Annotated in this window: 20 protein-coding genes; 3 read left to right on the top strand and 17 right to left on the bottom strand. The window is 63.1% G+C overall.

Translation table 11 applies throughout. From position 1 onward, the window contains the following. Positions 1-5 precede the first annotated feature (5 nt). The 17 genes from CLU93_RS00650 to CLU93_RS00570 all read right to left on the bottom strand — a co-directional run bounded on the left by CLU93_RS00650 (position 6) and on the right by CLU93_RS00570 (position 13,722). Complete coding sequence (locus CLU93_RS00650) at positions 6-755, bottom strand: glycoside hydrolase family 73 protein (RefSeq protein ID WP_099759574.1); 750 nt, start codon at positions 753-755, stop codon at positions 6-8. Beyond that, positions 742-1,182 (bottom strand): flagellar export chaperone FlgN, encoded by a 441-nt coding sequence (gene flgN / locus CLU93_RS00645; RefSeq protein WP_099759573.1) that lies wholly within the window; start codon positions 1,180-1,182, stop codon positions 742-744. The genes CLU93_RS00650 and flgN overlap by 14 nt, the downstream gene beginning before the upstream one ends. After that, the gene (gene flgM / locus CLU93_RS00640) at positions 1,179-1,469 is read right to left on the bottom strand and encodes a flagellar biosynthesis anti-sigma factor FlgM (RefSeq protein ID WP_071077837.1); all 291 of its coding nucleotides are present in this window, start codon (positions 1,467-1,469) and stop codon (positions 1,179-1,181) included. The genes flgN and flgM overlap by 4 nt, the downstream gene beginning before the upstream one ends. A gap of 16 nt (positions 1,470-1,485) precedes the next feature. Beyond that, the gene (locus CLU93_RS00635; protein ID WP_243420190.1) at positions 1,486-2,490 is read right to left on the bottom strand and encodes a flagellar motor protein MotB; all 1,005 of its coding nucleotides are present in this window, start codon (positions 2,488-2,490) and stop codon (positions 1,486-1,488) included. Beyond that, entirely contained in the window at positions 2,474-3,388 is a 915-nt protein-coding gene (motA, locus tag CLU93_RS00630; RefSeq protein ID WP_099764161.1) for a flagellar motor stator protein MotA, read from the bottom strand. Before motA ends, CLU93_RS00635 begins: the two co-directional genes overlap by 17 nt. A 69-nt stretch (positions 3,389-3,457) precedes the next feature. Beyond that, a complete protein-coding gene (locus tag CLU93_RS00625) occupies positions 3,458-4,201 on the bottom strand; it encodes a FliA/WhiG family RNA polymerase sigma factor (RefSeq protein WP_099759572.1) in 744 nt (247 codons plus the stop codon). A gap of 33 nt (positions 4,202-4,234) precedes the next feature. Continuing rightward, complete coding sequence (locus CLU93_RS00620) at positions 4,235-4,699, bottom strand: flagellar basal body-associated FliL family protein (protein WP_243420191.1); 465 nt, start codon at positions 4,697-4,699, stop codon at positions 4,235-4,237. 11 nt (positions 4,700-4,710) lie between these two features. After that, positions 4,711-5,871, bottom strand: a complete 1,161-nt coding sequence (locus CLU93_RS00615; protein ID WP_099759570.1) for a flagellar hook-length control protein FliK — start codon at positions 5,869-5,871, stop codon at positions 4,711-4,713. Continuing rightward, complete coding sequence (locus tag CLU93_RS00610) at positions 5,868-6,176, bottom strand: hypothetical protein (RefSeq protein WP_099759569.1); 309 nt, start codon at positions 6,174-6,176, stop codon at positions 5,868-5,870. The genes CLU93_RS00615 and CLU93_RS00610 overlap by 4 nt, the downstream gene beginning before the upstream one ends. Next, positions 6,169-6,555, bottom strand: a complete 387-nt coding sequence (gene fliS / locus CLU93_RS00605; protein ID WP_373629684.1) for a flagellar export chaperone FliS — start codon at positions 6,553-6,555, stop codon at positions 6,169-6,171. Before fliS ends, CLU93_RS00610 begins: the two co-directional genes overlap by 8 nt. A 72-nt stretch (positions 6,556-6,627) precedes the next feature. Continuing rightward, positions 6,628-8,043, bottom strand: a complete 1,416-nt coding sequence (fliD, locus tag CLU93_RS00600; protein ID WP_099759567.1) for a flagellar filament capping protein FliD — start codon at positions 8,041-8,043, stop codon at positions 6,628-6,630. An 86-nt stretch (positions 8,044-8,129) separates the two neighbouring features. Beyond that, positions 8,130-8,567, bottom strand: a complete 438-nt coding sequence (locus CLU93_RS00595; RefSeq protein ID WP_070289072.1) for a flagellar export protein FliJ — start codon at positions 8,565-8,567, stop codon at positions 8,130-8,132. Between the two features lie 8 nt (positions 8,568-8,575). Further along, entirely contained in the window at positions 8,576-9,886 is a 1,311-nt protein-coding gene (gene fliI, locus CLU93_RS00590; RefSeq protein ID WP_099759566.1) for a flagellar protein export ATPase FliI, read from the bottom strand. Next, positions 9,883-10,572 (bottom strand): flagellar assembly protein FliH, encoded by a 690-nt coding sequence (fliH, locus tag CLU93_RS00585; RefSeq protein WP_099759565.1) that lies wholly within the window; start codon positions 10,570-10,572, stop codon positions 9,883-9,885. The genes fliI and fliH overlap by 4 nt, the downstream gene beginning before the upstream one ends. Next, entirely contained in the window at positions 10,569-11,612 is a 1,044-nt protein-coding gene (locus CLU93_RS00580) for a flagellar motor switch protein FliG (protein ID WP_099759564.1), read from the bottom strand. The genes fliH and CLU93_RS00580 overlap by 4 nt, the downstream gene beginning before the upstream one ends. Beyond that, on the bottom strand, positions 11,587-13,323 hold the full coding sequence (gene fliF / locus CLU93_RS00575; protein WP_099759563.1) for a flagellar basal-body MS-ring/collar protein FliF: 1,737 nt from the start codon (positions 13,321-13,323) through the stop codon (positions 11,587-11,589). Before fliF ends, CLU93_RS00580 begins: the two co-directional genes overlap by 26 nt. A gap of 60 nt (positions 13,324-13,383) precedes the next feature. Continuing rightward, entirely contained in the window at positions 13,384-13,722 is a 339-nt protein-coding gene (locus CLU93_RS00570; protein WP_099759562.1) for a flagellar hook-basal body complex protein FliE, read from the bottom strand. A gap of 551 nt (positions 13,723-14,273) precedes the next feature. Here CLU93_RS00570 and CLU93_RS00560 point away from each other — a divergent pair. The 3 genes from CLU93_RS00560 to fliP are packed head-to-tail and all read left to right on the top strand — an operon-like array spanning position 14,274 to position 16,286. Continuing rightward, entirely contained in the window at positions 14,274-15,152 is an 879-nt protein-coding gene (locus tag CLU93_RS00560) for a FliM/FliN family flagellar motor switch protein (RefSeq protein ID WP_180287770.1), read from the top strand. Between the two features lies 1 nt (position 15,153). After that, entirely contained in the window at positions 15,154-15,519 is a 366-nt protein-coding gene (locus tag CLU93_RS00555) for a FliM/FliN family flagellar motor switch protein (RefSeq protein ID WP_099759559.1), read from the top strand. Beyond that, the gene (gene fliP / locus CLU93_RS00550) at positions 15,516-16,286 is read left to right on the top strand and encodes a flagellar type III secretion system pore protein FliP (RefSeq protein ID WP_099759558.1); all 771 of its coding nucleotides are present in this window, start codon (positions 15,516-15,518) and stop codon (positions 16,284-16,286) included. Before CLU93_RS00555 ends, fliP begins: the two co-directional genes overlap by 4 nt. The last annotated feature ends 1 nt before the right edge of the window (position 16,287 follow it).

The following is a 16,287-nucleotide window of genomic DNA, read 5'->3' as shown; positions in this document are numbered from 1 at the left end:
GGAGGTCAGTCTGCGGCCGTGCGCTGCAGGCGCGTCGCCAGCTGGGTCAGCTTGGTGGCGTAGTCGGGGTCGGTGGCATAGCCGCCGCGCGCCAGGCCTTGTGCGAAGGCGCCCGCGTTGGCGCCCGTGTTCAGGGCGGCGCGGTAGCGTGGATTGTCGAGCAACACTTGCGCGTAGTCGCGGAAGGCGCTGGCCTGGTCCGGATAGCTGCGGAAACGCTCGGTTTTCTTCAGCGCCGTGCCGCTGCCGGCCGCGTATTCGGTGGTGACATTGCTGGCCACGTCACCCTGCCATTTGCCGCCGGCCTTGATGCCGAACAGATTATTCGTGTCCGCGCCCGTGCTCTGACGCAACGGACGCTGGCCCCAGCCCGATTCCAGCGCGGCGTGGGCGGCGACAATTTCCGGCGCCACGCCCAGGCGCGCGCCCGTTTCTTCCGTCCACGGCTTGATCGAGGCGAGGAACTGCTGCTGCACTTCGCCGATCTCGCCGCCCTGGTTGATGCTGCCCAGCACATTTACGGGCTGGCTCTGCTCCAGGTAGGCGCGTCCTTGCGGGCTCAGGCTGGTGGCGTTGCCGCCGCCCTGTTCGATGAAGCGGGCCACTTCGCCCTGCACTTGCCGGAACACGCTGCTGAAGTTGCCGCCGGCGCCGGTGGCGTCGGTGGCGCGCATATTGCTCTGCACGGCGGATGTGGCCGCCGTCGATGGCGTCGCCGCCATGGCGCGGGGTGTGGCGAAATCAGCCTGGCGCATACGTATCTTCCTCGCCATGCAGCACGCGCTGCATGATGCTGTACTGCTCTGTTAATAAATCGCTGTTGCGGGCATTCAGGCGCTTGCATTCCAGCACCATCTGCTCCAGCGCGACCCAGTCGCGTACGGCGGTGGCGCGCGCGTCTTCTTGCAACAATGCAAACAATTGCGGCATATCGCCTTGCGGGCCCAGCAGGGCAGTGACCAGGCTGACGCGCTGGCGGCGGCGCGCATCGAGGGGCTCGACGGCGGCGATGACCTGGTCGGCCAGTGCCGTCAGCCGGGTGCTCTGGTGCTGCAAGGTGGCCTGGAATTGCTCTTCCAGCAAGGTTTGCAAGGCGGCGTAGCCGACGCTGTCGTCTTTCATGCCTTGCAGCACGCGGCGCACGGCTTCCTGGCGCGTGATGCCCTTGCGCGCGGCGGTCACGATTCACCGCCGTGGAAACGCTGGATCAGCCCTGCCAGTTTTGCTGGATCGAATGGCAATTCGCCCTTGGCCAGCGCATCGCGCAGCATGGCCACGCGCTCGTGGTCGATCTCGGGCATGGCGCGCAGGGCGGCCATGGCCGGTTGCAGCACGGCCGATTGCAGTTCCGCCCCGGCCGACGAGCCACCCATGGCGCCGGCGGCGCCCGCGTTCTCGGCGATCGCCTCGGCCGGCGCGATGGCGCTGCTGCGTACGGCAGCGCCGGTATTGCCGGAGGAGATTTTCATACGTTGTCCCTTGCCCTTAATTTGCATGCTCATCGCGCTCCTTCTTTGCGGGCAGGCCCAGTTTGTCGCGCAGGCGCTGCAAGGTTCCCGAGTCCGGTTCACCCACTTGCAGCTCTTCGCCTTGCGCCTTTTGCCCGGCCATGCCGAACATGGCGGCGATGCTGTCGGCCTGGCCACGCGTCAATATTAACAGTTCGATGCGGCGGTTGATGCCGGCGCTGGCATTTTTTACGTCCAGCGGCGCGCGGTCGGCCATGCCCACCACTTGCAGCACGCTTTCCGGATTCATGCTGCCGATCAACAGTTGGGCGCGCGCCGACATGGCGCGGTTGGCCGACAGGGTCCAGTTCGAATAGCCTTCATAGCCGTTATTGGCGTATTGCAGCGAGTCGGTGTGGCCGACGATCAGCATCTGGTTGTCCATCTGCGCGAAGACTGGGCCCATCTGGCGCAGCAGCTTGCGGAAACGATCGGTCGGCACGGCGCTGCCACGCACGAACATGCCTTGCTTGTCCGTATCGTGCAGCATGACGCGCAAGCCGTACGGCGTGATCACCGATTGCAGATTGCTCTTCAATCCCGCTTCGTCGCTGAGCTTGTCGAGCGCGCGCGACAGCGACAGCAGGTCTTCCGGCGACTGGTAGCTGACCTTGGTCTGGTTTTGCGGCGCCGCGCCGGCCTTGCCTTCCTGCGTTTGCTTGCCTTCCGTGCGCGTGTCGCCCGAGCCCTTGCGGGGCATGGGGAAGCGCTCGATCAGGCTGCCGCGCGGACCGCCGCTCTGTTCCGGCATGACGCCCTGGCCTTCGCCCTGGCGGCTGCTGGCCGACGCGTCCATCATGATTTCCTTCATCGCCTGCTGCTCGCGCGCGGCCATCAGCCACAGCACGAGGAAGAGCGACAGCAGGGCCAGGCAAAAGTCGGCGAACGCCACTTTCCAGGCGCCGCCATGGCCATCGTCGTCATGCTTGCGACCGGCACGCTTGATGATGGCCTGTTCATGTTTCTCATGCGGCTTTAGCACGGCGGCCTCCCCGGCCTTGGCCCTGCTCTTGTTCGGCGCCGCCACCTTCGAGCGCAGTGATCCAGCTTTCCAGTTGGGCAAAGCTCGGCTTGATGTTCAGTTGCACCAGGCGGCGTCCCGCATCGATGGCCAGCAGGGGCGGCTTGCCCGCCACGTGCGTGACCAGCACGACCTTCACGCATTCCATGGTCGAACCTTCCTCACCCACCAGCTGTTTCATCATGTTGCACATCGGATCGAGCACGCCGTAGCAAAAGAAGATGCCGATGAAGGTACCGACCATGGCGGCGCCCACTTTTTCCGAAATTTCCGCCGCATCGGCGCCGTCGGCCACGGAATTCATGGCCATCACGATACCCAGAACGGCCGCCAGAATGCCGAAGCCCGGCATGGCTTCGGCGATCTTGTGCAGGGACTTCGACGGTTGCAGCAGCTCGTCGTGGATGGCTTCGAGTTCCTGTTCCAGCACGCCTTCGAGCTCATGCGCGTTGATCTTGCCCATCGCCATCAAACGGAAGTTGTCGACGATGAAGGCCAGCAGCTTCGGCTCTTCCAGCACCAGCGGATAGCGCTGGAACAGGGCGCTTTCGCGCGGCGCCTCGACGTGCGCGTCGAGCGCCTTCAGGCCACCGGCGGCCGTTTGCAGCAGTTCATACATCAGCAGCAGCAACTGGCGCTGGAATTCCGAGCCTTGCTTCTTGTGCGTGACGATCTTGCGCATCTGGTGCAGCATTTCCCCGAGTACATGCTTCGGGTTGCCCAGCACCAGGGCGCCGACGGCGGCGCCGATGATGATGATCAACTCGACCGGTTGCCAGATCGCGTGGACGGTGCCGCCCATCAGGGCGAAGCCTCCGAATACACACCCCATCACGATTAAGATACCGATAATTACCATGTCAACTGCCTTTCTGCGTCATTGTGCTACATCAATTTGATGGGTCTTGCTGAAACTACTGCTTCACTTTTATGTATCTTGCAGCATGGCTTTCATCTTGCCCAGTGCCGTCTTGTTCAGCTGGCAGACGCGGGCGTCGCTCAGGTCCAGCACGGCGGCAATTTCTTTATAGCTCAGTTCGAATTCGTAGTACATCTGGATCACGCGCTGCTCGCGCTCGTCGAGCGTACGCAGCGCCTGTTCCAGGCTGCGCCGCACCATCAATTGCTCTTCCGGACTCGGTGCGCTGTCGGCCTGTCCCAGGCTTTCTTGCAGCACTTCGTCGAAACTGACGATCAGCTCGGCGTTTTCCGCCAGCTGGTATTCCTGGAAGGCTTCCGGCGTCAGCTTCAGGGCGGCCATGATTTCCGCGTCCAGCGGTTCGCGCCCCAGGCGCCGGGTCAGGGCGCGCACGCTGTCGCGCAAGCGATGGCTTTCCTGGCGCACGGCGCGCGGGCGCCAGTCCTGGCGCCGCAGCTCATCGAGGATGGCGCCGCGAATGCGCAGGCTGGCATAGCTGCCGAAAGACTGGTCCGGCACGCCGTAGCGGCGCAGCGCCTCGAGCAAACCCATCAGGCCGATCTGTTCCATGTCGTCGCGGTCGATGGCGCCCGACACCTGCGAATTGAGCTGGCGCACGATGCGTTTCACCAAAGGGGCGTACGCCACCAGATGTTGTTGCTCTTCAGTAACGCTGAGCACGGCCGCGCAAGCGCTGGCGGCGGCGTATTCGCCGGCGCCATACGCTTCCTGGTATTGCTCTGCATAGGCCACGGGGTCTCCCACTAGGTCGGCTGGCGTGTTGGCTTATTCAATGATCAGCTTGCCGACCATGACTTCGGTGTAGGGCTTTTCCATCTGTTCGCGTTCATAGCTGACATTGAAGGCCTTGTTGATCTGTTCGGCAAATTGCTCCACCGTCATGGACTGTGCCTTGTCCACCGGAAAGCTCGACAAGGTACTCACGGCGATCGAGCGCATCAGCGGCAAGTGGTCCTTGGTCAGCTTTTCCTTTTCCTCGGTGGTGGCGATCACCAGGTCGGCCGACAGGTAATGCGTATCACTGTCGCCGGGGCTGCGGCGCAGCATCACGATGACCTTGTCCAGGGTGATGAACTTGCGCGCCTTCTTGCCGGTGGCGGGCGGTGGCGGGGCTTTGGCGTCGGCAGCCTCGGCATGGCCGGCGACCGGCTTGGACAGGTACCACATGGCGCCACCGGCCGCGCCGGCAGCCAGCACGGCCACGGCGATGAAGCCGGCTATCAATTTCATTTTCGTATTCATCAGGCAGTATCTCGCTCATGCATGGCGTAAGTGGTAGCGGCAGTGCTGCCGTCGGACAGGGCGCGCCCCGGCTCGGCGTCGTCGTTCTGGCGGCCGGGCTGACGCTGGCCACGTGCATCGCCTTCGGCAAACGCCTGGGCGGCAGGGCTGCGCGGGGTGGCGCTGATATTCACGGCCACGTCGGTGTACTGGCGCTGTGCCAGGTCGCTGCGCATGTTTTCGCCGATGCCTTGCAACTGGCGCAACACTTCCGAGTTCGACGCCGTGACGTTCACTTGCAGCGCGCCGGCCGTGTGGCGGATGGAAATTTCAATGCGGCCCAGCATGGGCGGATCGAGGCGGATCGTCGCGTGTTCGCTGTTGCGGCCGATCTGTGTCTGCAGGCGCTCGCCCAGCGCTTCGCGCAACGGTTCCTGCCATTGCTGGGCAGGGCCGTTGAGTTTGATCGTCTCTGCGCCCGGCGTTGCAGCGGCGCCATTGTGCACGCCGCCTGCCGGACCCGGGCTGATGGGCGTGGCAGCACCGCGCTCGCCATCGCGCGTGGCGGCGGGCGCTGTTGCCGCGGGCGTGGCTGTCATGGCCGGCGCCGCATCGAAGCCGGCGGCTGGCAGCGCGCTTTTGCTGCCGGCCGCAGTGGCGGGTGTTGGCTGGGCTGCCGCCACCGGTTCGCCCAGATCGCGCGCAGGCGCCATCCTGGCGGTCTGCACATTGAAAGCCAGGCCATCGGGATGCAGGCGGCTATTCAGGTCCAGGGTCTGCTGTGCATTGCCTTGTTGCGTAGCCGCTACGCCAGCGTTTCCCTTGGCTGCTGCGGCGGCGGCAGCGGCAGCGTCGGCTTGCGGCGAGACGGGCAGCATGGGCGCCATCAGCGGTGGCGTCATGGCGGGCAGGCCCGCGTCCTGCGTTGTCGCAGCCTGAGTGATGTCGGCAGCTACGTCGGTGGCGGGGGCGCCATCGTCCGTCAGGTCCGCGGCAAGGTCTTGCGCCTGGCCGGCATCGCTGGCGACCGTTCTCTGCGCTGGCGTGGGCAGTGAGAACAGGAGGTTGCGCGCGGTGCCACTCTCGGGCGCGCCCTTGCTCACGGACGCGTTAACGCCCGCCTGGGCGCTCCTCGGTGGCGCGGTCGCGCTGCTCGTTGTTGTGTTGACGCTCATTTTCATGCTGGATTCTCATCTTGATACATGGCATTTTCAATCGCATACGCGACCCAGCCTTCTTGTTTCGAATGGATTTCGCCCAACTGCATGCCCAGCCGATGTTTTTCGTCGGAACACGCCTGGTATGCCTGCGCATGCGCCTTGCGCAAGGCGAGCAGGGCGGCTTTTTCACGTTCGCTCAATATGCCCAGGCTGGCAAGGTGCTGCGCCAGTTTTCTGTCGAGTAACTCCAGCGCGTCCCAGTTCTGGCTGGCACTGGCTGCCAGCACTTCGCGCGTCAGCTGGAGCGACAAGGGGGTGCTATCCATTCTTGGCCTGGACGCCGAGCCAGCCTTGTTTGATCGTCGTCAACAGCGTGGTCACCTCGTCGATCAGGGCAGGATCGAGCGTGATGCCGGCCGAATACAGGCGGCCGGTGCAGTACTCGTACAGACGGCCCAGATTGGCGACGACTTCGCCGCCATTCTCGAAATCGAGCGAGCTCGACAGTCCGTTGATGATTTCCGTACATTTGTTCAGGCTGATGGCCTTTTGTTCATAGCGCTTGCCGACGATATGTCCGCGCGCGCGCGCCAGTTCTTCCAGCAAGCCGTCGGTGAGCAGCAAGACCAGTTCGACCGGGGTGGCGCGCGACGTCTGCGCATCCAGGTTGACGGCGTGGTAGTTACTGTATGCATCGTGATTCATTATTTTTTCTCACTGTAAAAGCTTGGTGCGGCTGGAAGGCCGGCGCCGCCGTCATGCAGACGGCGCCGGCCTCTATTTAGTCTTGTCGCTGCTGAACAGGGCATCGAACATATCGGTCGTTTGCGCCATGCGTGCCTGCAAGGCTTGCAGTTGGGTGAACTGCGCCTTGTAGCGGTTGTACATCGCCGTGTAGTCGGCCTCGAACTTGGTCTGGCGTTCGCCCAGCGATTTTTGCAGCTTGGCCACCGATGTCTCGCGCTGCGACAACTGGCCATTGGTCGAGGTCCAGGTTTCGATGAATTTATCGAGCTTGCCGGCGATGCCGCTCGGCGCGCTGGCGGAACTGTTGCCGATTGCCTTGTCCAGGCCGCCCGGATTCGTCTTCAGCGCTGCCGTCAGCTTGGTGGCATCGAGGGCCAGCGTGCCGTTGCGCTGAGCGGTGATGCCGAAATTGGCGAGGGCGCCCGTCGCCGTTTCGCGCAAGGTACGCACCAGCTGGTCACGCAGCACGCGCACGCCGCTGTCGGACGAAAAGACGCCGGCAGCCTTGGCCGATGCCGGATCGCCCGGGTCGGTCAAGCCGTCCAGCACGGCCTTGAGCTTGTTGTAGGCAGTCACAAAGCTTTGCGCATTGGTCGTCGTGGCGGACGAATCGAGCGCCACGGTCAGGGTCATCGGCGCGTCGCCGCTCGCCTGCGCCTTGGTGAAGGTCATCTTCACGCCATCGATGTTGCTGAAGGTATTCGACGATTGCTTGACGCGGTTGCTGGTGTCGGACGTATCGGCTGGCTTGCCGCCGACCCAGATGACGGCATCCTGGGCTTCGACCAGCTGCTTGGGCGTGGCAGCGAGCGCATCTTTCAGCGCGCCCGGGTTCATCGCGCTTGTATCGAGCGACAGCGCGCCTTCCTCGCCGCTGACATTCGACGTCAGCACCAGCTGGGCGATACCGCCGATGGTGATGACGGACGCCGTCACGCGCGAGTTGTTCTTGGGTTCCGCATTGATGGCGGCGGCGATATCCTTGGCTGACAGGGTGGCACCGTCGGCATCCGTATTGGCCTTGCTCAAGTCCACCGTGAAATCGGTATTGTTGGCCAGCTTGATTTTCAGCGTGCCTTTGTCGGCAGCCGGCATGGCCATGTTGCTCAGCCCGCCCAGCGAAACCTGGTCGTTTGTGGCAACCTTTTCCACGAATAGCGAATACGTGCCGGCGGCAGCCGATTCCGACGCCGTGGCGCTGCCCAGTGCCGTATTGCTGAAGGTGGCACCTTGCACCAGCATGGTCTTGCCACTCGTCAGGCTCAGCAAGCTGGAGCTGAAGGAGGTCAAGGCCATTTTCAGGTTCACCAGGCCGCCCGAAGTGGCCGCGGCGGCCTTGGTCTGGGCAGTGATGCGCGCCTGCAGATCGGCCGTGTATTTGTCGGTCAATGCCTGGGCCGACGCCGTCGGGTCGTAGGTATTCGAAGCGGAAGTGGAAAAGGCCATGTCAAACTCCTAAAATTAGCATGCAGGATATACCCAATGACAAGGCGACCAAATATTCACTTTTCTGAAATTATTTCTGTAAAACATTATTTTACCTGCCCGCGGAACCAGAACTGCGTCGCCAGCTCATCTTGCCGCTTGGCATCGACACGTTGTTGCTCATTTGCAACATGCTTTTGTTTTTGCGTCAACACCTGGTCGAGTACCTCGCGTTTGGCCCAGGCCGTATTCAGGGCGCGCTGCGAGACGGCCATGTTGGCTTCGTGCAGGTGCAAATCGGTACGGTGCTGGTCGGCCATCTGCATGACCGCTTGCTTGAAGTTGCCGCAATTGACCGACAGGGCCAGGGGCAGGGCGCCGCTGGGGCCGCTATCCGTGTACAGACCCGTCAGGCGCTCCAGGTTTTTCTGGTAGCGTTCGCGCACGGCCGTCTGCGCCGCCATTTCGCCTTGCAGGCGTTCCACTTCCGTGCTGCGCAGGCCGACCAGGGTGGTCAGGTTGCGGATGGTATGCGCGTCGCTCACATATGCTCCTAGGCCATGATCTGTTCAAGTTGGGCGATGCACGGCCCCATTGGCGCTTCTTCCTTGGTGCCCTGGCACAGGAAGGATTCGATGGGGGCGTGCAACTGCACCGCGCGGTCGGTGATCGGGTCGGCGCCGGGCACGTAGGCGCCCAGCGGGATCAGGTCGCGCACGCGTGCATGGCGCGCCATCGACGCTTTCAGCGCGCGCGCCGCCTGCATGTGCTCGGGCGTGATCACCTGCGCCATGCAGCGGCTGATCGAGGCGGCGATGTCGATGGCGGGGTAGTGGCCCCGCTCGGCCAGTTCGCGCGTGAGCACGATGTGGCCGTCGAGAATCGCGCGTGCCGTGTCGACCACCGGGTCTTGCTGGTCGTCGCCTTCGGCCAGCACCGTGTAGATGGCGCTCATGCTGCCATCCTGGTGGGCGCCGTTGCCGGCGCTCTCCACCAGTTGCGGCAAATTGGAAAAGACGGAGGGCGGATAGCCGCGCGTGGCGGGCGGCTCGCCCAGGGCCAGCGCCACTTCGCGCAAGGCCATGGCATAGCGCGTCAGCGAGTCGACCAGCAGCAGCACGTGCTTGCCCTGGTCGCGGTAATGCGCGGCAATCGAGTGGCACAGCTCAGTGGCCATGATGCGCATCAACGGCGATTCGTCAGCCGGCGCGATCACCAGCACGGCTTTCTTCAAACCTTCGGCACCGAGCGACTTTTCGACGAATTCGCGCACTTCGCGGCCCCGTTCGCCGATCAGGCCGACGACGACGACATCGGCCACCGTCTGGCGCGTGATCAGGCCCAGCAGCACGCTCTTGCCGACGCCGGAACCGGCCATCAGGCCCACGCGCTGTCCCTTGCCCAGGGTCAGCATGCTGTTGATCGCCCGCACGCCCACGTCCAGCGGTTCGATCACGGGCTGTTTCTTCAGGGGGTTGATTTTCGGTGGCGTCACTTCCAGGATGTGTTCGCCGCCGAGGCGGCCCAGGTCGTCGATCGGTTCGCCCAGGCCGTTGACCATGCGGCCCAGCCACGAGGGGCCGATCTGCAGGCTGGCCTTGTCGGGCAGGGGCAGCACGCGCGCGCCCGTGGTCAGGCCCGTGGCCTTCTTGAAGGGCATCAGGTAGGACAGTTTTTCGCGAAAACCGACGACTTGCGCATCGAGCCACTCGCCGCTCACAGTTTCAATTTGACAACGCTGGCCCGTGTGCAGGCGGCAGCCGGCGCTTTCCAGCAGCAGGCCGGAGGCGCCGACCAGGCGGCCGGTGGGTGTCGCGACCGGGATATCGCCGATCTCGAAGCTGCGCAGCGTGTCGGCGATCATGCAGGCGCGCCCTGGTCCGCATGTTCGGCGGCCAGCGCCAGATGGCTGCTGACCTGTTCCATGCAGGCCGACAGGCGCTGGTGACAGCCGGCATCGACTTCATTGTCGCCCGCCTTGATGCGGCATTCGCCCGCGTCGAGGCGCGCGTCGGCGATCAGGTTCCAGCGCTTGGCGCGCTTCGGATCGAGTTCGCTGATGCGTTTGAGTTCTTCCGGATTGAGGAAGACGTCGATTTCCTCGCGCGTGGGCGGCATCGAGGCCAGGGTCTCGTCGACCAGGGCCAGCAATTGCACCGGCTGCAGCGCCAGTTCCGCGCGGATCACCTGGCGCGCCACCTTGGCCACCAGGTCGACCACTTCCTTGCGCTGTGCTTCGCGGTAATCGGCGCGCACTTTTTTCAGGTCGCGCAAGATGGCGTCGACGGGGCGCGCCAGGCGGTCCAGCGCCACCAGGGTTTCATTGCGGCCTTCTTCGCGGCCTTGCACCATGCCATCGCTGCGTCCGGTGTCGTAGCCGTCCTGCTGGCCTTGCACCAGGCCCACTTCGTAGCCATCGCGCTGGCCCTGCTCGAAGCCTTCCGAGACGGACGCCTGCCACTGGCCATCCGTATCCTCGTTGGAGGCACGCTGGCCGGCGGCGATGAATTGCGACAGGGGCGGGAAACGATACGAGCGGAAGTGTTTCATTCGATCACCGCTTCGGCAAACAATTGCACTTCGATCTCGCCCGCATCGGCGAGACCCTTGACGGTGGCCATGATTTCCTGGCGCGTCTGTTCGATACGTGACAGTGGCACGGGGCCGGAGCGGCGCATCATGTCTTCGAAGCTCTGTGCCTGGCGACGCGGCATGGTTTTCAGCACGGCGTCGCGGATCGCCGGTTCCGCGCCCTTCAGCGCGATGGCCCACTGTTCCATCGGCACGTCTTCCAGGATGCGCGTGAGCGTGACATCGCTTTGCGTGGACAGGATCAGGAAGTCGTACATGCTCAGCTCGATTTCCGAGACCACGTCCGGATCGTGTGCGCGCAGCAGTTCGACCAGCGCGGCGCGGTTGCCCGGCATGCGGTTGAGGATTTCGGCGGCCTGGCGTATGCCTTCGACGCTGGTGCTTTGCGTGTCGAGCGTGCCCAGGCAGCGGCCCACCAGTTCGTCGAGCTCGACCAGCAGGTCGCGGTCGATCTCATCCAGGCGCGCCAGGTTCAGCAAGACCAGATCGCGGCCTTCGACGGGCAGGGCGTCAAGGATCTGGCCGGCCAGCGCGGGCGGCAAAAAGGCCAGGAACACGGCTTGCATCTGCACGTGCTCGTTGACGATGTATTCGGCCAGCCATTTTGGCGAGGCCCACTGCAGGCGCGCCATTTTTGGACGGATGGCGTCGCCATAAATGTTGTTCAGCACGCTATTTGCGATATCGCTGCCCAGCGCCAGGTCCAGCGAGCGCTTCAGGTAGCTGCGCGAGGCGCCGTGCACGCCGCTCTGCTGGCGGTAGTCGTCGAAGAAGGTCTGCATGGCCGTTTTGACCGATTCGACCTTGATGCCGCTCATGCGCGACATCACTTGCGTGACTTCCAGCAATTCTTCGCGCGACAGGCAGCGCAGCACGTTGGCTGCCTGTTCCTCGCCTATGCTCAGCAGCACGATGGCGGCCTGCTCCACGGGATTCAGGCTGGCACTTTCGTACTCGGCGCCGTCGGAGGGATTATTGTTGTTGTTGAGTTCGGCCATTTTTCTGCATCCATTGTTTGACGACTTCGGCGACACGCTCGGGTTCTTTTTCAGCCAGCACTTTCAGGTGATCGACCATCACGTCGACCGCCGAGCCAGGTGGCGGCAAATTATAGTTTTCCAGCAGCGGCACGACCGGCATGCTGTCAGTGCCGGTCGCTTCACCTTCGAGCGCCAGCGGGGTGCCATTCACGCTCAGGGCTGGCGCGCCAGCGGCAGCCACGCCAGGCGTGCCGGCGGCGCTGCTGCCGCCCAGTGCCAGGGCAGGATCGAGCTGTTTCAGTGCCGGCGGCGTCATGCGCGTGGTCAGCAAACGCATCAGCGGACGCAGGATCAGGAAGTAGCCGAGCACGGCGCCCAGGGCGTACAGCAGCCAGCTGCTGAAATCGACGACGGTATCGCGCTCTTCCCACCACTGCGCCACGGGAGGCTTGGCAGGGAAGGCCAGCGCAGTCAGGCTCAGGCTGTCGCCGCGCTGGGCGCTGATGCCCAGGCCGCTGTTGAGCATTTTTTCAATATTGCCCAGTTCGGCAGGGGTCCAGCCGGTTTTCGGATTCGGCGCGGCGGCGCTGTTGAGCACGACGGCCACGCTGAGTTTTTCCAGGCGGCCACGGCTGCGCTTGATCTGCGTGATGCTGCGGTCATACGCGTACTGGCGCGTGGTGGCGTTCTTGCGCGCAGTGCCGTCGTCGGCCGCTTTCGGCGCGCCATTGGCCGGTGCGGCGCCCGCGGCGTCGGCCGGTGCCGGCACAGCCGCCGCCGGTGGGCGGTTCGACAGGCTGCCGGGGACGCCGGCCACGGTGCGGTTGCGTTCCTGCTCTTCGCGCATCGCTTCGCTGGTCACTTTCGGGGCTTCGCCGTATTTTTCCAGCGTTTCGTCCACGCGGTCGTTGTTCACGGCGGCCGTCACGCTGAGCTTGAAGTTGTCTTCGCCGATAACGGGGCCAAGCAGGCCCGTGACGTTGCGGCGGATTTCATCCTGGAAGCGTTTCGCGCCTTCATTGCCAGCAGCCGAGGCGTCGAAGCCGTCCGTCAAGTCGATGTGCGAAGACAGCAGGTTGCCGCCCTGGTCGACCAGGCTCACGCGCGTAGGCGCCAGGCTGGCGACGCTGCCGGCTACCATGTTGATGACGGCGGCGATCTGTTCCGGCGCCAGGGTGCGGCCCGGTTTCAGCGCCACCACCACGGAGGCCGACGATTTGTCGCCGTCGCTGGCGACAAACGAGGTCGACTTGGCAATCGACAGATGGACGCGCGCCGAAGCGATCGCGTCCATCGTCATGATGCTTTGCGCCAATTCACCTTCCAGGCCGCGGCGGAAACGCACGTCCTGCACGAATTGCGATACACCCAGCGGGTCATTCTTGTCCATCAGTTCCAGGCCGGCCGGCAGCTGCGCCGTCACGCCCTTCGAGGCCAGCAGCATGCGCACCTTGCCCAGCATGGCATCGGGCACCAGCACCTGGCCGCTGTCCGGATGCAAACGGTAGGGGATGTGCTCGGCGTCCAGCGTGGCCATCATGTCCGTCACGGCCACTTTTTCGCGTGCGCCAAACACCGGCTTGTAGTTGGCCTGGTCGCGCCAGGCATACATGGTCACCATGGCGGTGATGCCGATGGCCAGCACGACGATGGGAACCAGGTTTTTCAGCAGGGCGGGCGGGATGGCGGGCTGGGCGCCAAGGCGCCAGCGCGCAAATGCGGACTTCATGGGGGTAATCACTTGGGTTAACTTTCGCTGGGAGGCTGGGCGTGGATCAGGGCGTGAAGATTACAGAGGCAGCTTGATGAGTTCATCGACGGCGCCCATGACCTTGTTGCGCACCTGCATCAACATGGAGAAGGACAGGCTCGCTTCCTGGCTGGCCAGCATGGCGCCGACCATGTCGTCACTCTTGCCACTGTCGACGTCGCTCATTTTCTGCGCTGCCATGCGGTCATCGCCATTCACCTTGCCGATGGCGTCCTTCATGCTTTGCGCGAAGGAGAAACCGGATGCTTCCGGCGCGCCAAACTGGGCGGCGGGCGCGATGCTGGCGCCCAGGGCGTGCGCGTCATTGCTCAGTGCTGCCAGATCGGCCTTGATCAGACCTGCGAGTTCGTTGCTCATCTTGCCCTCTACTTTCAATATGCGGTGACGTATCAATCAGAATTACTGGTGTTGCCAATCCGGCAGTCGTGCCTGTAAATGCCATCCTGCCCGGCCCGATCCGCAAGGCCCATCAGTTTTATCAGTTGCCACACCATCCGCTCAAGCAGACTCAAACAAACCCAGTAAACCCACGTTGACATGATTTACATGGCCATGATAACTAATATTTATCTGATAAAAGTTTCTGCTGCTGGCAATAAGAAGAACTGAAAACTGCCATAAAAACCGGAATCAGGTAAGCGGAATGGCGCACTGCAAATCACTATTTTGTCACTGTAAGCTTACCTCGCGGCAACTATAAAGTAAAGAGAGGATTGGCTCAAGGAATATTGATGCATGGCAATATTTGGCTTTTTCATGTATTGTTCAGCACCGTAGTCATCTAGCATGCGATACGATGCGCAATCGTTTGCTTGCGCAGCTGTGGGTAAAGCCAAGATGATGCTGTATTTAATTTCAGGCGATCCGTATAATTTGTTCTGCCACCGCAATACCGACATGACTACTACATGACAATCATTACCAAGACAGATCAAACTGCGCGCCATCAAGTCCTCGATTCCTGTCTGCTTGGACGTCCTGTCCATTTGCTGCATGTATTCGGCGCCCAGCTGCGCGATGACCTGGCTGCGGCCCTGCGCCAGCCGATGAGCCGTCGCTACTGGGGTAATTTCCAGATCGACGCCGTGACGTTGTCGCGCGCGGAAAACGAAAACAGCGTGAATCGCTGGCTGAGTTTTTCCACGCCTGCCGGCCAGACGGGCTTTACGCTCGAACGGCAGATACTCTTGAGCGTGCTGAACTATCGTTACGGTAGTGCCGGCGCCAAGGGCGTGCTGCCCGATCCGGCGCAGGTGCGCGTGACGGCCACCGAGGAGCGCCTCGCTGTGGTGCTGGGACAACAGTTGGTGAACAGCTTGTTTACCCGCATCCACAAGAATCTGCAAAGCGTGGGCAAAAGCAGCGACATCGACACCAGTGCCGAGGTCGCCGTACAGTCAGGCGTGCATCCGGCGCGCGGCAGCTGGATCGTCAGCGTGGCGCTCAGCGACGTCGAGGGTGGGCAGAGCGGCCATTTCTGGTTCTCGCTGGACAAGCGCCTGATGGCCGATGTGCTGCGCGGCTTACTGCCCGAGCGCGCGCAGGCGAAGAAAGCCTTGCGTGGCAGCGTGCGCCCGCTCGCTTCGCGTCTGCAAGTGACCCTGGAAGGGCGGCTCGTCAGCAAGCAGGTGCAGCTGGGCGCCTTGTTCGACCTGCGCGTGGGCGACGTGATTCCCGTCAGCCTGAGCCGCACCGACGTCATGTTGGACGATTCCCGTTTATTTACAGCGGCTGTTTCCGAACACAAGGGCAAGCTCTGTTTAACCTCATTTGAAGATGTCGAATAATATGAATATCACCGATACCAACCAGAGCGAAACCCTGCTGGAAGACCTGGGCGATGACATGATCATCGACCAGGGCGACATGTCCGACGTGGCCAGCACCCGCGCGCGGCGCGACATTCCGCAGATGATGCGCAAGATCCCCGTCACCCTGACGCTGGAAGTGGGTTCGGCCCGCATTTCGCTGGAAGAACTGATGGCCATCGGCCCGGACAGCGTGATTGAACTCGACATGCTGGCCGGCGAGCCGCTGGTGATCAAGGTCAACGGCACGCCGATCGGCCGTGCCGAAGTGGTGGTGGCCGGCGAGAACTATGGCCTGAAAGTCATTGACCTCGACGGTCTTAATCTCGACCTGATGACAGCATGAAGCTGGCGGTACCCGGTTTGAGCCGGCGCCGCGGCGCGCTGGCTGCCGCGCTGGCTGTCCCCTTTCTGATGCTGTGCTGCAGCGCCGCCGGGGCGCAGGATTTGTTGTCCGGCGTGGTGCCGGGCGCGAAGACCGACCTGTCGGTGAAGATGCAGATCCTCGTCGTCATGACCCTGCTCGGGCTGTTGCCCGTGATGGTCATGATGATGACCAGCTTTACCCGCTTCGTCATCGTGCTGTCCCTGTTGCGCCAGGCCCTGGGCCTGCAGCAGGGCTTGCCCAACCGTATCGTCACCGGCATCGCCCTGATTCTCACCTTGCTCGTCATGCGCCCCATCGGCGACCAGGTGTGGAAGGAGGCGTTCGTGCCCTACGACCGCGACCAGATCGGCATGCAGGAAGCGCTGAAGATCGCCGAAGTGCCGATTTCGCGCTTCATGCTGGCGCAGACGAGCAAGGCCGCGCTGGCGCAGATCGCGCACCTGGCCGGCGAGCCGTCGAGCATGCGCCCGCAAGACCACAGTTTCACGGTCAAGCTGGCGGCGTTTGTGTTGTCCGAACTCAAGACAGCGTTCCAGATCGGCTGCATGCTGTTCATTCCGTTCCTCATCATCGATCTGGTGGTGGCGTCCGTGCTGATGGCGATGGGCATGATGATGCTCTCGCCGCTGGTCATTTCGCTGCCGTTCAAGCTGCTGCTGTTCGTGCTGGTCGACGGCTGGACCCTGACCGTCAACACCCTCGTTACCAGCATACAGGGCTATTGAT

The sequence above is a fragment of the Janthinobacterium sp. 35 genome (genome assembly GCF_002754575.1).
Taxonomy (GTDB): Bacteria; Pseudomonadota; Gammaproteobacteria; order Burkholderiales; family Burkholderiaceae_D; genus Janthinobacterium; species Janthinobacterium tructae.
Note: the sequence above shows the minus strand (reverse complement) of the source record. Positions and strands in the feature narration are given on the sequence as shown.

Bases quoted from the DNA above. Each gene is read 5' to 3' on its own strand.
- CLU93_RS00650 (WP_099759574.1), bottom strand. From the start codon at position 755: ATGCGCCAGGCTGATTTCGCCACACCCCGCGCCATGGCGGCGACGCCA.
- flgM (WP_071077837.1), bottom strand. From the start codon at position 1,469: ATGAAAATCTCCTCCGGCAATACCGGCGCTGCCGTACGCAGCAGCGCC.
- motA (WP_099764161.1), bottom strand. From the start codon at position 3,388: ATGGTAATTATCGGTATCTTAATCGTGATGGGGTGTGTATTCGGAGGC.
- CLU93_RS00620 (WP_243420191.1), bottom strand. From the start codon at position 4,699: ATGAAATTGATAGCCGGCTTCATCGCCGTGGCCGTGCTGGCTGCCGGC.
- CLU93_RS00615 (WP_099759570.1), bottom strand. From the start codon at position 5,871: ATGAAAATGAGCGTCAACACAACAACGAGCAGCGCGACCGCGCCACCG.
- CLU93_RS00610 (WP_099759569.1), bottom strand. From the start codon at position 6,176: ATGGATAGCACCCCCTTGTCGCTCCAGCTGACGCGCGAAGTGCTGGCA.
- fliS (WP_373629684.1), bottom strand. From the start codon at position 6,555: ATGAATCACGATGCATACAGTAACTACCACGCCGTCAACCTGGATGCG.
- fliD (WP_099759567.1), bottom strand. From the start codon at position 8,043: ATGGCCTTTTCCACTTCCGCTTCGAATACCTACGACCCGACGGCGTCG.
- fliI (WP_099759566.1), bottom strand. From the start codon at position 9,886: ATGATCGCCGACACGCTGCGCAGCTTCGAGATCGGCGATATCCCGGTC.
- fliH (WP_099759565.1), bottom strand. From the start codon at position 10,572: ATGAAACACTTCCGCTCGTATCGTTTCCCGCCCCTGTCGCAATTCATC.
- CLU93_RS00580 (WP_099759564.1), bottom strand. From the start codon at position 11,612: ATGGCCGAACTCAACAACAACAATAATCCCTCCGACGGCGCCGAGTAC.
- fliF (WP_099759563.1), bottom strand. From the start codon at position 13,323: ATGAAGTCCGCATTTGCGCGCTGGCGCCTTGGCGCCCAGCCCGCCATC.
- CLU93_RS00570 (WP_099759562.1), bottom strand. From the start codon at position 13,722: ATGAGCAACGAACTCGCAGGTCTGATCAAGGCCGATCTGGCAGCACTG.
- CLU93_RS00560 (WP_180287770.1), top strand. From the start codon at position 14,274: ATGACAATCATTACCAAGACAGATCAAACTGCGCGCCATCAAGTCCTC.
- CLU93_RS00555 (WP_099759559.1), top strand. From the start codon at position 15,154: ATGAATATCACCGATACCAACCAGAGCGAAACCCTGCTGGAAGACCTG.
- fliP (WP_099759558.1), top strand. From the start codon at position 15,516: ATGAAGCTGGCGGTACCCGGTTTGAGCCGGCGCCGCGGCGCGCTGGCT.